Source organism: Streptococcus cristatus ATCC 51100, assembly GCF_011612585.1.
Lineage (GTDB): Bacteria > Bacillota > Bacilli > Lactobacillales > Streptococcaceae > Streptococcus > Streptococcus cristatus_H.
In genome coordinates, this window is record NZ_CP050133.1 from 1,251,225 (window position 1) to 1,265,056 (window position 13,832).

General features: G+C 41.3%; 18 protein-coding genes and 1 other annotated feature. Of the genes, 1 reads left to right on the plus strand and 17 read right to left on the minus strand.

The window, feature by feature from the left end; translation table 11 throughout:
* Nucleotides 1-29: 29 nt before the first annotated feature.
* The 16 genes from HBA50_RS06255 to HBA50_RS06330 all read right to left on the minus strand — a co-directional run bounded on the left by HBA50_RS06255 (nt 30) and on the right by HBA50_RS06330 (nt 13,047).
* A complete protein-coding gene (locus HBA50_RS06255; RefSeq protein WP_045499531.1) occupies nt 30-737 on the minus strand; it encodes a B3/B4 domain-containing protein in 708 nt (235 codons plus the stop codon).
* Between the two features lie 8 nt (nt 738-745).
* Nucleotides 746-1,195, minus strand: coding sequence for a MarR family winged helix-turn-helix transcriptional regulator (locus HBA50_RS06260; RefSeq protein ID WP_045499527.1), 450 nt, complete (start codon nt 1,193-1,195; stop codon nt 746-748).
* A gap of 418 nt (nt 1,196-1,613) precedes the next feature.
* On the minus strand, nt 1,614-2,417 hold the full coding sequence (locus HBA50_RS06265; RefSeq protein ID WP_045499524.1) for a hypothetical protein: 804 nt from the start codon (nt 2,415-2,417) through the stop codon (nt 1,614-1,616).
* A gap of 82 nt (nt 2,418-2,499) precedes the next feature.
* On the minus strand, nt 2,500-3,348 hold the full coding sequence (locus HBA50_RS06270) for a hypothetical protein (RefSeq protein ID WP_045499521.1): 849 nt from the start codon (nt 3,346-3,348) through the stop codon (nt 2,500-2,502).
* A gap of 10 nt (nt 3,349-3,358) precedes the next feature.
* Entirely contained in the window at nt 3,359-4,279 is a 921-nt protein-coding gene (locus HBA50_RS06275; RefSeq protein ID WP_045499518.1) for a YihY/virulence factor BrkB family protein, read from the minus strand.
* 45 nt (nt 4,280-4,324) lie between these two features.
* Nucleotides 4,325-5,182: a methionyl aminopeptidase gene (locus tag HBA50_RS06280; RefSeq protein WP_045499515.1), complete on the minus strand. Its 858-nt coding sequence runs from the start codon at nt 5,180-5,182 to the stop codon at nt 4,325-4,327.
* A 14-nt stretch (nt 5,183-5,196) separates the two neighbouring features.
* Nucleotides 5,197-6,474, minus strand: a complete 1,278-nt coding sequence (gene spxR / locus HBA50_RS06285; RefSeq protein WP_045499512.1) for a CBS-HotDog domain-containing transcription factor SpxR — start codon at nt 6,472-6,474, stop codon at nt 5,197-5,199.
* On the minus strand, nt 6,467-7,018 hold the full coding sequence (locus HBA50_RS06290; RefSeq protein ID WP_045499509.1) for a GNAT family N-acetyltransferase: 552 nt from the start codon (nt 7,016-7,018) through the stop codon (nt 6,467-6,469). The genes spxR and HBA50_RS06290 overlap by 8 nt, the downstream gene beginning before the upstream one ends.
* Before the next feature lie 33 nt (nt 7,019-7,051).
* A complete protein-coding gene (murA, locus tag HBA50_RS06295; protein WP_045499506.1) occupies nt 7,052-8,311 on the minus strand; it encodes a UDP-N-acetylglucosamine 1-carboxyvinyltransferase in 1,260 nt (419 codons plus the stop codon).
* 103 nt (nt 8,312-8,414) lie between these two features.
* Nucleotides 8,415-9,605, minus strand: coding sequence for a methionine adenosyltransferase (gene metK / locus HBA50_RS06300; protein ID WP_045499503.1), 1,191 nt, complete (start codon nt 9,603-9,605; stop codon nt 8,415-8,417).
* Between the two features lie 383 nt (nt 9,606-9,988).
* On the minus strand, nt 9,989-10,456 hold the full coding sequence (locus HBA50_RS06305; protein ID WP_045499799.1) for a deoxycytidylate deaminase: 468 nt from the start codon (nt 10,454-10,456) through the stop codon (nt 9,989-9,991).
* Between the two features lie 102 nt (nt 10,457-10,558).
* On the minus strand, nt 10,559-10,918 hold the full coding sequence (gene rplT, locus HBA50_RS06310; RefSeq protein ID WP_005590588.1) for a 50S ribosomal protein L20: 360 nt from the start codon (nt 10,916-10,918) through the stop codon (nt 10,559-10,561).
* A gap of 45 nt (nt 10,919-10,963) precedes the next feature.
* Complete coding sequence (gene rpmI, locus HBA50_RS06315; protein ID WP_005590589.1) at nt 10,964-11,164, minus strand: 50S ribosomal protein L35; 201 nt, start codon at nt 11,162-11,164, stop codon at nt 10,964-10,966.
* Between the two features lie 33 nt (nt 11,165-11,197).
* Nucleotides 11,198-11,728 (minus strand): translation initiation factor IF-3, encoded by a 531-nt coding sequence (gene infC / locus HBA50_RS06320; protein ID WP_015604487.1) that lies wholly within the window; start codon nt 11,726-11,728, stop codon nt 11,198-11,200.
* A gap of 16 nt (nt 11,729-11,744) precedes the next feature.
* Nucleotides 11,745-11,875 (minus strand) — a sequence feature (ribosomal protein L20 leader region).
* A gap of 26 nt (nt 11,876-11,901) precedes the next feature.
* Nucleotides 11,902-12,579 carry a (d)CMP kinase gene (gene cmk, locus HBA50_RS06325; protein WP_045499500.1) on the minus strand — a complete coding sequence of 226 codons (678 nt, stop codon included), beginning with the start codon at nt 12,577-12,579 and terminating at the stop codon, nt 11,902-11,904.
* Between the two features lie 9 nt (nt 12,580-12,588).
* The gene (locus HBA50_RS06330; protein ID WP_045499497.1) at nt 12,589-13,047 is read right to left on the minus strand and encodes an SAG1386/EF1546 family surface-associated protein; all 459 of its coding nucleotides are present in this window, start codon (nt 13,045-13,047) and stop codon (nt 12,589-12,591) included.
* 45 nt (nt 13,048-13,092) lie between these two features.
* Between HBA50_RS06330 and HBA50_RS06335 the strand changes: the two genes are divergently transcribed.
* Nucleotides 13,093-13,290: a ferredoxin gene (locus HBA50_RS06335; RefSeq protein WP_279539025.1), complete on the plus strand. Its 198-nt coding sequence runs from the start codon at nt 13,093-13,095 to the stop codon at nt 13,288-13,290.
* Here the strand turns inward: HBA50_RS06335 and HBA50_RS06340 are convergent.
* Entirely contained in the window at nt 13,287-13,775 is a 489-nt protein-coding gene (locus tag HBA50_RS06340) for an EbsA family protein (protein WP_045499491.1), read from the minus strand. The two genes, HBA50_RS06335 and HBA50_RS06340, sit on opposite strands and share 4 nt — an antisense overlap.
* Between the last annotated feature and the right edge of the window lie 57 nt (nt 13,776-13,832).

A 13,832-nucleotide genomic window follows, 5' to 3' on the forward strand; every position in this document is an offset into this window, starting at 1 on the left:
GGACCAGATATTTCTGATCCAATTTTATTTTATATTTCCAAACTTGGATGCTCAGCTGTCAGATGAGTAATATCGCCTTTGACACCAAAATAGTCCTCAATCAGAGTCTGGAGTTCAGTCATAGCTGATTTGGCACGCGCCGCCTGCTCTCCATTGATGGCTTCGATAACCAAGATAGCATCCTTGGTCTCCTCTGTCAGCATGGTCCGCTGCGCTTCTCGCCAGTTAAGACAACGGCAGACCGCTCCCTCTTCATCATAGTAGATGATTTCTTCTGCTAAAGCTGGTGCATCAGTCTCAGCTCCCAGTGGGAAAAAGGCTTCACCACCCTTGGCCTTTCCCAGATAAAGGCCGCCGACAATCTTGTCCAAATCCTCTCCGCCACAAGGAACGGCATAAGAGAGGGAAACACTATTATAAATATCTACTAAGGGATTGATGGGGTTGAATTCCCGTCCTTGACTGACCCGCTTGAGTAGGACTTCGATAGAGGAACGCGCTCCTTTTTTGGTCTTGAATTGGCTGAAAGCCTGCCGCCACTCCTGAATAACATCATTCTGAGTGAAATTCTCATCTGGAATAAAGTCTGCTGCTCGCTTTGCGCCCTTGTCCAGCAGGGATTTGAAATACGGGTCCTTACTTTCATCAACTTTATTATCCAGCCCCTTGACCACTAAGACACTAATCTGAGCTTCTGGAAACAAAGCCCAAAATTCATTTTCAACTGCAATTTTCATGTTCTACCTCAATAATTTCTTTTCTGTCCTTTTTTGACCAACTCCCAATCCTTAGTAATATTCTCTCGGACGCGAACCAGCAACTTTTCTAACTCTTTTCGCTCAGTTTCTGAAAATTTTTCCAACGCCACCTGCTCCGAATATTCGTTTTCCGCTAAGATAAGAGGATAGAGGGCCGCCCCCTTTTCGGTAACAAACCATTCCTTGTTCTTGCGGTTATTGGCAGCTGGCCGCTGTTCCAGTAAACCCTTGCTTTCAAGCTTCTTGACTGAACGAGCCACCGTCGAGCGATCTACCTTGAGCAAATCCGACAGCTCCTCCTGGATAATCCCAGGATTCTCCGCAATCCGCACCAGATAGAGATACTGCCCCCGCGCTAAATCTATGTCACGAAACTCAATATTAGCGATGGAATCCAAAGCCCGAGCAATGATTCCAATCTCACGTAAAATTGACATACCTCCTCCTTCTGAAGATAGTATAACAGATTTTTATTGCAAATGCAATAAAAATTATTCAGAAATACTTATCTTAGAAAAATTCGATATAGAACTAAACCTCGGCACAGAACTATTTCCGACTTTCCCTTATCTACACCATCAAAAAAGAGGCTAGGGAAAAGTCTTAGCCTCACTTTTTGTTAGAAATAGATACTGGGAAGGTTAGCTGATTGCTTGTTAAGCAACCTCTTGATATATTTTGATAAAGGTCAGTACAATCACTAGCTAGATTCTCTCGAGTATAATCTTCACCTTTAAAATCCATTAGTGTAGCATTATTACTCACATCATGTAATACTACAATATCAAATCAGCTTGAGAAGAGCATAGAAAAACCACCTGAAGTCAAATCAGGTGGAAATTTTCGGATAGATATTTATTTACTAATGCCTCGTTGCTTCTTAACATATTTCTTATACATTTTTGACTTTTTCCCATACCATTCCTCAATGGTATAGCCATATTCTTCACGGTACTTCTCTTGATTTTTATTGACTGCATTCAAGTTCTCTAGCGTTACTACATTGGATTTAAAAAATGATACCAAAAATAGGCCTAAGAGAATAGGTGAAATTGGCAATAAAGCAAGCAAGAGATACGCTAGGAAATGATTGAGTCCGTTGGTGAAGAGATTGATTCCATACATCAACAACCATAAGAATAAAATAACATTCAGAAACTTTTTATAATATTCTGAGGAGAAATAATCCTTGCTAGCGCGTTGCTTTGTGGCAAGGATATAAACAAGGTAAATCAGTGATAAGACAAAACCAATCCAGTAGAAGATACGAATTACAACTAAGGGGATTAAATACAAAGCACCTATAAACCAACTATAATATAAAATTACGAGCAAAAATAATTGAATAATCTGAGTCAATAAATAGGCTTTAATGCGATTTCTTTTGGAAATTATATAAAAGCTAATAAAGCTGAGCCAACAAAATAAAAATAGAAAAACAAAAAAACTAGTTGGAGGAATAAGGCTATTTTCTACTGATGTCAATTGTGTAACTAGTTCATGTCCATCTTCACTAGCCAATCGAAGCATAGCCATTGGAAAGTATGAGGTCCAAGTAATCAAAAACGAATATAGAGACATTACGAAAATCATTACTAATATATTCCATCCTCGCGTTGTCTCTAGTGCATCATTAATATCTTTTTGTATCTTATCCATTTATTTTCTCCTATTTTGTTCAGGTTACATTGTAAAAGGAGGTACCATCATCATCAAAATCGAGTGGGTAAACCAGCATTGACTAAACTTCCTGATCCAATGACTCCTTGTATCTCTTCGACTCTTTCCCACACCAGTCTTCTATGGAGTAGTCAGATAATTGGCGGTAATCTTCCAAATATTTTTTAAGATAGTAGCCTTGAAAATCGTTCACACTTAAAACATACAGAAAGTAAAGGAAGGGGACAAATATTATTGGATTAATGGCTACAAAAATTGAACGAAAGGTACCATTTTGCTGAATAAGATCCGAGTTTGGGAAAAAGATACGGAAAATAACTATTAGAAATAGGATAAGCCCTCCGTACCTTTTTGCAAATACAACAAAACGATCGAGAAAATCCGCTCCTCTATTTGAGTAAGTAGACTCTTGATATAAAATTTCGAACGTATTCTTCTGAAAATTTTGAAATAGTCTAATAAAGTACAGAATAAAAGCAACCGTATATAATGCGCCAGATAAAATCATTCCTATTATCGTTCCTGCTCCAGCTATACCTATTACTAGACACTGCAAACAAAGAAGAAAAATCATAAAATTAGACCATACATTGAAGTAATAGTAGGATAGTATTGACTGATTTTTTATTTTGGTTAGATCAATTAAATAACCAACAAACCCTACAAATCCCAATCCAAAAAAAGCACCATTTATGAGGCTTACTTTCATAAATAAAAACTGCAAATTTTGAGAATCAATCCAAATACTAAAAAGAAAGATTAGAAATAGGATAAACTGCATTGTAATAAATCCTAAAAGCTTTCCCTCATAACCTTTTTCATTGAAATCCTCAAATGAAGTTTTGATATACTGATCTGTCACTAAATTCATACTTTCCTCTAACGAGGCATTAAAAATTGTTTGTTTCATATTTCACCTATTATACATCTGTATCCTTATCTGCATGTCCTTCGTCATCAAATCTCAGAATAAGCTCACCACTACGGCTTTCAAAATGCGATACAAAACGGCTTTGGATGCTTGCATTGAGGACAGCACCGACGATTAGCACCTTGGCAATCAGGATAAACCAAAACATGATAATCACAACCACCACTGAGCCGACAAAACGCACATCTAAAAAGCGATCTAGGTAAGCTTCAATATAAACAGTAAAAAGGTTCATGAGGCTATAAATGATAACCAGAACCAAGGTCGCACCCGGTAGGACATAGCGGATTTTGGGAATCTTCACATTAGGTAAAGAAAAATAAAGCAGAATCAGCGAAAGAAAGAGCATCAGATAAATCGTAGGCTCTGTCATGGTCAGCAACTGCTGGTAGAGGCCACGGTCAAAGTGCCAGAAATTATAAAGAAAGCCAACCAGCATTCGACCGAACAGGGTCAAAACGAGCGACAAGCCTAGTAGGACTTGCAAGCCTAGACTCATGATAAAAGCAAAGATACGCTCCCAGATAAGCCCCCGCCCTTGCTTCGTACCATAGCATTTATTAAAAGCCTTTTGCAAAAAAGTCATGCTCTGGGAAAAAGTCCACAGGGCAGACAGGATAGAAATACTCAGCAAACCTGTCGAAGGCTTGGTTAGCACATCGCGGACAACCTTGGCGATCGTCAGATACAATGACTCTGGCAGTAAGTCTTTCAGCGCAACCAAGAGCTCATCTGGCCGAATTTGAAAATAGGGCAGAATATTTGCCGCAATCAATAACAAGGGAAAAATCGAAATCAGAAAATAATAGGCCACAGCAATACTGGTAATATCTGCCTCCGACGCCTGATAAAAATGGAAAAACGCTCTGAGAAATTCATTTTCTCTTATCTTTTTGATGAATCCTGTCACATCTCTCTCCTATTCAAAAAGACTGGGACAAGCCCAGCCCTCTACTTAATAAGTCCCTTCTTCGCCCTGGCTGGTTAGAATCACAGGACCATCTTTGGTAATGACAAATTGATGCTCATATTGGCAAGAAAGACCGCCATCTAGGGTTTTATGCGCCCAACCGGTCTCAAAGTCTGTGTCAATTTCCCAAGTACCTGTATTGATCATGGGCTCGACAGTCAGAACCATTCCCTCCCGCAAGCGCAGGCCACGCCCTGCACGGCCGTAATGCGGCACCATTGGTTCCTCATGCATGGTTGGACCAACACCGTGACCAACCAAATCACGAACTACTCCGTATCCATGGCTTTCAGCGTATTCTTGAATGGCTGCACCAATGTCTCCGATACGATTACCAACTTGTGCGGCTGCAATTCCTCGGTAGAGACATTCCTTAGTCACATCCATGAGTTGCTGCGCTTCTGGACTAATCTGTCCAACAGCATAAGCCCAGCAAGAGTCTGCGACACCACCACGGAAGCTTTCTGTATATTGCTTCATCTGCTCTACGTTGTTAAAGTCCAGCTTAGATACATCCAGCTCAGCCTTGTCGACTAAGCCAACAACCATGTCCACACAGATGATATCACCTTCTACCAATTTTTGATGGCGAGGAAAGGCGTGAGCCACCTCGTCATTAAGAGAACAACAAGTCGCATAAGGATAATCCATGATACTGCCCTCTACGCCAATCTGAAGTGGCAAGGCATTAGCTTCTTTACAGCGCTTGCGGACATATTCTTCGATGTCCCACATGTCAATACCTGGCTTGATCAAATCTCTCAAGCCGATATGAACAGAAGCTAAGAAATCTCCGCTCTTGTCCATTAAATCAATTTCACGTTGTGATTTTATAGTAATCATTATTAACCTCTTTACTAAGTAATTTTTACAGTAATCGTTGCTTTGGCAACAATGAGCGAATCTAAGTAGATATCATAGTCAATCACTGCTGTCCGCCGCGTCTGATGAATAATACGTGGCCGAATCTGCAGGACATCATCAATCTGAACAGCCTGAAAGAAATGAATCATCATCTGATCGACGATTAAGCTCTGACTATTCGTCGTCATCAACTGTTGTGTAATCCGAGTGATGATTTCCGTCAGGACGCCATTAGCCAAGACCCTGTTTTGCTCCAGCATGAAAGGCTCGACAGTGAAAGAAAAAATATCCTCTTGCCGATGAAGCTTCTGGCCCACCTGCTCACTGAAGGTCGGTAGACTGGAAATCTGTGAGCGGCTCATTTTCTCCATAATATCCCGACGTGTAATCACTCCAAGGAGAGTCTGATTGCCACGCACTACCGGAATCATCTCAAAATCTTCTGCAATCATGCGCTGACTGATATTGGCAATATTTGCTGAAAGACCAGTCATGAAGATTTTCCGGGTCATAACCTTGTCCAAGGTAGTCAAAGGAGACTTATCTCCCGCATCCCGCATCGTCACGACCCCAACCAGCATTTGATGCTGATTGACGACTGGAAAACGGCTGGTCCGATTACGACGAACCAAGTCCAGATAGTCACGAACGGTATCTGTGTCGTGTAAGAAACCATATTCGTGACTGGCTCTATAAACCTGCTCTACTGTCAAAATATCAGTTTTAATCTGGATATTGGACAGGGCGCGGTTAATCATGGTCGCCACGGTATAGGTATCGTGCTTGGTTCTTAGGACTGGAATTTCAATACGATTGGCCAGTTTTAAAACCTCTGGATCGACTTCAAAGCCTCCCGTTACGAGTACGGCATTCTCATTCTCAAGAGCCAAAATCTGAATCTGCGTCCGATCCCCGACAATAAGAAGGCCGCCCTCGTTTAAGTAACGTAGGATATTTTGCTCGGTCATAGCTCCGATGGAGAACTTGTTAAATTCTTTTTCCAGTCCCTTTTCGCCGGCAAGCACCTCTGATCCAGTAATATCAGCAATTTCCTTGTAGGTCAGGTGCTCTAAAACAACTTTCTTCGACTTCACTCGGATAGTCCCACTTCTGGGTCTGGTTTCGACAATTCCTCTATTTTCAGCTTCCTTGATCGCTCGGTAGGCCGTTCCGTCGCTGACACCCAAGTAATTTGAAATACTCCGAACACTGACCCGCTTACCAATTGGAAGATTTTCAAGATAAGCCAAAATTTCCTGGTGTTTACTCATTGAAATCTCCTTTTTCGTAGCGATATTCGGTGTAATCTCTCATCTTTCTCGTATAGCGGTCGCTCCCTTTAAACTGACGGAAGAGCTTAAAACCAGCTTTCAGTGCAACTTTTTGACTGGCAATATTCTCTTCATGCGTAATGATAGTCAGACGCTTAAAATCGAATTTTGTAAAGGAAAGAAAAACCAATTCACGGACAACTTCGGTCATCAGGCCCTGTCCCCAGTAGTCCTTCCTCAAAAAATATCCTAGTTCAGCTTCTTTTTTTATCTCATCCATTTTCTCAAATTTAATGGAACCAATCATTTCATTCGTTTCCTTATCACAAATTGCCCAAATTCCCAATGGATTTTTCATAAAATAATTGGCGATAACATATTCACTTTCCTGTAAGCTACTTTCAGTCGGAAAAATAAATTCGGTATTATCCGGATTGGAAGCAATTTTATAAAGGGATTCTGCATCTCCAAAAAGAATCGGGCGTAAAAAGGAATGCTCCGTTTCAATAAAAGAAAAAGCTGCTAACTGTGTCCACAAATTCATAGGCTTCCTCTATAAAAAATAAGCGATGAACGCTTATTCTTCGATGAGCTGGATGTCCGCACCCAGACTTCTTAATTTTTCAATAATATTGGAATAACCGCGTAAAATAAATTCAATATTGGTAATTTCTGTTCGGCCTTGGGCCATCAGACCAGCAATCACCAAGGCTGCACCCGCACGCAAATCCGTAGCCTTCACAGAAGCACCTTGCAGCTGATTTGGTCCTTCATAGACGATTTGATTGCTAGCGGTTGAGATTTTACCAGTCATCTTAGCCAATTCAGCGACATGGTTGACCCGTTTCTCATAGATGGTATCAACGATTTTTCCATGGCCATGAGCTGTCAACAAAAGCGGAGTGATCGGCTGCTGCAAATCCGTAGCAAAGCCAGGATAAGGCGAAGTCTTGATGTTAATAGCTTTTAATTCCTTCTGCCCTTCTACAAAGATGCTGTCTTCTGAAATGGTCATGCGCACCCCCATTTCCTCTAGCTTAGCAATGAAACTTTCCAAATGTTCATAAAGGACATTATTGATCTGGACACCTTGTCCAATTGCCGCCGCCAAAGAAATATAAGTCCCAGCTTCAATCCGATCTGGAATCACTTGATGGCGCGTTCCATGAAGGCTGTCTACACCTTCAATCGTGATAATATCAGTCCCAGCCCCACGAATATGAGCTCCCATATTGTTAAGCAGCGTAGCTACATCGATGATTTCTGGCTCACGCGCCGCATTTTCAATCACCGTACGCCCCTCAGCCTTGACTGCTGCCAACATCGTATTAATCGTGGCACCGACACTAACAGTATCCATGTAAATACTAGCTCCAGCCAAGCGCTTACCACCTGTTGACAATTTCATATAATTGCCTTCCATGGTCATGTGAGCGCCCATTGCTTCGAAAGCCTTGAGATGGAGATCAATCGGACGAGGACCAAGGTCACAGCCTCCAGGAAGCCCAACTGTCGCTTCTCCAAAGCGGCCTAGCAAACTTCCATAAAAATAATAAGAAGCCCGTAGACTATTGATTTTACCAGATGGCATCGGCATATTCTTGATGTTTCTAGGATCAACCTCTAGGCAATCTCCAGACCGTTTGATAGTCGCTCCCATGATTTCCATAATCTCGATGAGGCTATCAACATCCGAAATCGCCGGTACACCATCTAAAGTAACAACATTATCAGCTAAAATAATAGCTGGGATAAGGGCCACAACACTATTTTTAGCACCATTAATAGTCACCTCTCCTTTTAAAGGGCGACCACCATTAATTACAATTTTTTTCATGTTTTAAAATTTAGCTCTTTCACGGTATTACTCTTTATTATATCATAGTTTTATCCATTTTCCTAGACAAAAAAGCCCTCAGTTTAAACCGAGGACTACTATTTTATTGCAAAGCCGCTTGGAGCGCAGCTGCCTTGTCTGTGCGTTCCCAAGGAAGATCGATGTCTGTTCGACCCATATGACCATAAGCAGCTGTTTGGCGATAAATTGGGCGTTTCAAATCCAACATTTGGATAATACCTGCTGGACGCAAATCAAAGAGTTGGCGGACAGCATTCTGAAGTCTGCTTTCAGAAACTACGCCGGTTCCAAAAGTATCAATGCGGACTGAAACGGGCTGAGCTACCCCAATAGCATAGGCCAACTGCACTTCTACTTTTTTAGCCAAACCAGCAGCTACGATATTTTTAGCGATATAACGAGCCGCATAAGACGCAGAACGATCGACCTTGGTTGCATCCTTACCAGAGAAGGCGCCACCTCCATGGCGAGAATAACCACCATAGGTATCCACAATAATCTTACGTCCTGTCAAGCCAGAGTCTCCTTGAGGACCACCGATAACAAAACGACCAGTAGGATTGATAAAGACCTTGGTCTGACCATCCAAATATTCGCTTGGAATCACTTGAGCAATGACCTTTTGGATAACATCCTGATGAATCTGTTCATTGCTGACTTCAGGATCATGCTGAGTAGAAATAACTACCGTATCTACACGAATTGGGCGATCATTTTCATCGTATTCTACCGTAACCTGAGACTTGGCATCTGGTCGCAGATAAGACAATTCACCTGATTTGCGCAGTTCTGCCAAACGACGCACCAGTTTGTGACTGAGAGAAATAGGCAATGGCATGAGCTCTGGTGTTTCATCCACCGCAAAACCAAACATAAGGCCTTGGTCACCAGCTCCAATCAAATCCAACGGATCTTTTTGAGCATTTCCTCGAACCTCAAATGCTTCATTGACCCCTTGAGCAATATCTGGCGACTGCTCCACCAAAGATGGATGGACGCCTACTGTCTCTGCAGAAAAGCCATACTCTGTATTGGTGTAGCCAATCTCTGCAATGGTATCACGAACCACCCGATTGATATCTACATAGGCTGTAGTCGAAATTTCTCCAAAAACATGGACGGAGCCTGTATAAACAGCGGTTTCAGCTGCAACATGAGCCTCTGGATCCTGAGCCAAAATAGCATCCAAAATAGCATCGGAAATTTGGTCTGCAATCTTATCGGGATGTCCCTCCGATACAGATTCAGACGTAAAAAGTTTACGTTCTGACATAGAAATGTCCCCCCTTAAAAAATATTAAACAAGTAAACAAACTCCAAAATAATTTAAAATCATCTCGCCCACGAGTTACGAAGCAAAAGAAATAAAAACGATGCCTTTATTTCTGAAGCTAGTAAGGCGCATAGGGTGACCGCTGCATAGCTGCAACCGTTGAATGACGAGTGACTTTGGAGCCGTCATTGTTTGCGAGTTACAAAGTACTGATAGAAGTTTCCTACCATCTTATCGGGACTATATAACCCCTCCATTATATCATGATTTTTAGAATTATGCTGAATCATTTTCAAAAGAAAAGTTATAGTTCAAAACTATAACTTTATCATTTAGATTTATTCGATCTAAGCGGATTATTAGTGCTAAATATTTCAAGCAAACTATACCAACTCTGTCTGAGCAATGGCTTCTTTCACATCTTCCAGTGGCAAATGCACCAGTTCCACTTCTTTCTCCCTGTAAAGATACTGAGCATAGTCATCTATCCGATATTGGTTGATGTAAACCACCCGCTTGCAGCCGACCTGAAGAAGTTGCTTGGTACAGTTTAAACAGGGAAAATGAGTCACATAAGCCGTAAATCCCTTGGGAACGCCTCTCTCAGCTCCCTGCAAGATAGCATTGACCTCTGCATGCAAGGTTCGCACGCAATGACCATCGATGAGCAAACACTCATGATCAATACAGTGCTCTGTTCCTGAAACAGAGCCATTGTAGCCGGTCGATATAACCTTATTGTCCTTGACTAAGACCGCTCCGACCTTGGCGCGCTTACAGGTCGAACGATTGGCAATCAAAAGAGCCTGTGCTGCAAAATATTCATCCCAAGCTAACCGATTTAACATCATCATTCAGTCCTCCATCCATTCTCACTATATTATACTAAAACACTTGGAGATTGTCATCCTGACAAGAAAAAAGTTGAAACAATGTTTCAACTTTTTGTATTCTTATTTAGCAAGTTTAGCCTTAGCTGCATCTGCAAGAGCTGTGAAAGCTGCTGCATCGTTAACAGCCAAGTCAGCAAGCATTTTACGGTTCACTTCGATCTCAGCCAATTTCAAACCATGCATCAATTGTGAGTATGAAAGTCCGTTCAAACGAGCTGCCGCATTGATACGAGTGATCCACAATTTACGGAAGTCACGTTTTTTCTGACGACGGTCACGGTATGCATAGTAGTAAGAGTTCATTACTTGCTCTTTTGCAGTACGGAACAAGATGTGTTTTGCTCCATAGTAACCTTTAGCTAATTTTAAAATACGTTTACGACGTTTGCGTGATACAACGCCACCTTTAACACGTGCCATGTTTTATTTCCTCCAATATTTCCTAGATAATTGTTACAAAATCTCTTATTTAAGACCTGTAAGCATTGCTTTGATACGTTTGAAATCTCCTGCATGCACCATAGATGCTTTACGAAGATGACGACGTTGTTTCTTAGTTTTTCCGTGGAAACGGTGAGAAGTGTAAGCACGGAAACGCTTCAAGCCACCAGAACCTGTACGTTTGAAACGTTTAGCTGATGCGCGGTGTGTTTTTTGTTTTGGCATGATAAAATCTCCTTTTTCTAACTTTTTGACAGTTTATTTTTTGTCACTAATCGGTGCCATTTGCATGAACATTTGACGTCCATCCATCTTAGGCTTTTGCTCAATGATTGCAACATCTTGAGTTGCTTCAGCAAAGTCTGCCAAGACCTTAGCTCCAATTTCTTTATGGGTAATCATCCGTCCTTTAAAGCGAATGGATACCTTAACTTTGTTTCCTTTTTCAAGGAACTTGCGTGCGTTACGAAGTTTTGTATCAAAATCCCCCTTATCAATGGTAGGACTGAGACGTACTTCTTTCACAGTGACAACGCTTTGTTTTTTACGTTGTTCTTTCTGCTTTTTCTGATACTCAAACTTGAACTTACCATAGTCCATAATTTTAGCAACAGGTGGTTTAGCTTGTGGCTGAATCAGGACCAAATCGACATTTGCTTCATCCGCAAGAGATTGCGCTTCGCTAAGCGGTTTAATACCTAATTGTTCGCCGTCAAGACCGATCAACCGAACTTCACGCACACGAATTTCATCATTGATGAATAAGTCTTGTTTTGCTATGGTTTTCACCTCTTTTTTTATTTTTCGAGAAAAACAAGTGCGGACCTGCTAACGCAAACCCGCACTACATGATAGTATTTCATTACTGAAACTGAATCCTGTAGAGCCAGACAACGTTAGTCGCAAGGCGAGAAGTTCTCACTTCTGCTTTTCTCAACTCTACTATCATACCAAGTTTCTTTTTATTTGTCAATAATTTTTTTCGCTTTTTCTTCAATAAATTTGACAACTTCTGCAATTCCAATGCCAGTCGTATCAAAATGAATGGAGTCAGCCGCTGGTTTCAAAGGTGATACTTCACGATGACTGTCCTTGTAGTCCCGCTCCGCTATTTCTTTTTTTAGAGTTTCCAAATCAGCTGGAATCCCTTTTTCAAGATTTTCTTTGTAGCGGCGTTCTGCTCTTTCCTCAACTGAAGCCACTAGAAAAATCTTCAACTCTGCATCTGGCAAGACGACCGTTCCAATATCACGGCCATCCATGACGATGCCGCCCTGTGCAGCAATCAACTGCTGCAAATGAACCAATTTTTCACGCACTTCCGGGATAGCTGATACCCACGACGCATTATTGGTTACTTCATTTTCTCGAATCGGATGAGTAACATCGACATCCCCTACAAACACTAGCTGCTCACCATTCTCCGAACGACCAAAACTAATCGAATAAGTCTCGAGCAAAGCTACGATCTCATCTACATCATTTTCAGTCAAATGATTTTGTAAAGCTAGGTAAGTGGCTGCACGGTACATGGCACCCGTATCCAAATAGGTATAATTAAAATCTTTGGCAATAATCTTTGCAACAGTGGATTTTCCACTTGACGCAGGTCCATCAATCGCAATCTGAATCTGTTTCATAACCCGCTCCTACTGAATCTTAACAATATCACCTGGGTTGGCATACCAAGAACCAGTAGACATGTGCGACGGATTTAATTGCTCCAATTTTGCAATAGAGATACCTGCACGCGCTGCAATCGCAGCCTCTCCTTCACCAGGCTGAACAGTCAAAGTACCTTCTGAAGACTGAGTTGGCTTTTCTTCTGATTCACTTGGTTGTTCTGATGGAGCTGGTTGTTCCGCGCTGCTACTTGAAGATGCAGCTGCATTAGAAGTGCCATAAAATCCATCCATAACAGTCTTTTTATTACTTCCACCAGTAGATAGATAGGCGAAAAAGAGTGCCATAGCAATGACCATCACCAGAAAAATAGCCGCTAATATGGTCAGCCAGCGATCAACTCGACTCGCCTGACTTTTCTTTCTGCGATTCAATTTCTCTGCTCCATTATCATATACATCTGCTTCCCATGGTTCTTTTTCCATGACTTCCTCCTTGAGTTTTTCTAAAAATCTTATTACAATATGAGTATGAAAGTTACACTCATTCCCGAACGTTGCATTGCTTGCGGACTCTGCCAGACCTACTCAGATCTCTTTGATTATCACGATAATGGCATTGTCAAATTTTATCAAGACGACCATCTCTTAGAAAAAGAGGTTGATAGTCAGCCTGAGATTCTCGAGGCTATTAAAAACTGTCCAACCCGAGCTCTGCTAAAAGACTAATTTTTCTTAGATTGGTCACCATAGTAGACCTCGAAATAATCTAGAAGAGTCAGATTGTCTACTAATTCCACTTCGCCTTTAAAATGCTCATTTAAAGCTAGGGCGTTGACAAAATATTTTTTTGGCCACTTCCGCATACAGAAGGTCCTGCTACGACTCTTCCCTGTAAAATGAAGGGTGATAGACGTTTTTGTTACTTCTAGCTTCTCAATCGTTGAAATGTCAATCTTGATTGGCGTGAAAGGATTTGCCGTAATAATGCGCAAAATACCGTCATCATAAATCGTGAAATATCTATGCACACCGATAGCCAGTAAGACCATGAACAAAAAGAATGAAAAGAGGACAAGAGTCGGAACGCTGGAACTTTCGTACATCAAGGCCAGTCCTATAAAAATCGGAATGACTGACAAAGACCAATAAATCACCAACACCGACATTTCTGGTTGCCAATGATAGCGGACTTTCCCAAAAATCTTTATCATATCTTCACCCCCTTACTACTAGTTTAGCATAAAATAATAAAAAATAGAATTGGTAAA

Bases quoted from the DNA above. Each gene is read 5' to 3' on its own strand.
- HBA50_RS06255 (WP_045499531.1), bottom strand. From the start codon at position 737: ATGAAAATTGCAGTTGAAAATGAATTTTGGGCTTTGTTTCCAGAAGCT.
- HBA50_RS06260 (WP_045499527.1), bottom strand. From the start codon at position 1,195: ATGTCAATTTTACGTGAGATTGGAATCATTGCTCGGGCTTTGGATTCC.
- HBA50_RS06265 (WP_045499524.1), bottom strand. From the start codon at position 2,417: ATGGATAAGATACAAAAAGATATTAATGATGCACTAGAGACAACGCGA.
- HBA50_RS06270 (WP_045499521.1), bottom strand. From the start codon at position 3,348: ATGAAACAAACAATTTTTAATGCCTCGTTAGAGGAAAGTATGAATTTA.
- HBA50_RS06280 (WP_045499515.1), bottom strand. From the start codon at position 5,182: ATGATTACTATAAAATCACAACGTGAAATTGATTTAATGGACAAGAGC.
- spxR (WP_045499512.1), bottom strand. From the start codon at position 6,474: ATGAGTAAACACCAGGAAATTTTGGCTTATCTTGAAAATCTTCCAATT.
- HBA50_RS06290 (WP_045499509.1), bottom strand. From the start codon at position 7,018: ATGAATTTGTGGACACAGTTAGCAGCTTTTTCTTTTATTGAAACGGAG.
- murA (WP_045499506.1), bottom strand. From the start codon at position 8,311: ATGAAAAAAATTGTAATTAATGGTGGTCGCCCTTTAAAAGGAGAGGTG.
- metK (WP_045499503.1), bottom strand. From the start codon at position 9,605: ATGTCAGAACGTAAACTTTTTACGTCTGAATCTGTATCGGAGGGACAT.
- HBA50_RS06305 (WP_045499799.1), bottom strand. From the start codon at position 10,456: ATGATGTTAAATCGGTTAGCTTGGGATGAATATTTTGCAGCACAGGCT.
- rplT (WP_005590588.1), bottom strand. From the start codon at position 10,918: ATGGCACGTGTTAAAGGTGGCGTTGTATCACGCAAACGTCGTAAACGT.
- rpmI (WP_005590589.1), bottom strand. From the start codon at position 11,164: ATGCCAAAACAAAAAACACACCGCGCATCAGCTAAACGTTTCAAACGT.
- cmk (WP_045499500.1), bottom strand. From the start codon at position 12,579: ATGAAACAGATTCAGATTGCGATTGATGGACCTGCGTCAAGTGGAAAA.
- HBA50_RS06330 (WP_045499497.1), bottom strand. From the start codon at position 13,047: ATGGAAAAAGAACCATGGGAAGCAGATGTATATGATAATGGAGCAGAG.
- HBA50_RS06335 (WP_279539025.1), top strand. From the start codon at position 13,093: ATGAAAGTTACACTCATTCCCGAACGTTGCATTGCTTGCGGACTCTGC.
- HBA50_RS06340 (WP_045499491.1), bottom strand. From the start codon at position 13,775: ATGATAAAGATTTTTGGGAAAGTCCGCTATCATTGGCAACCAGAAATG.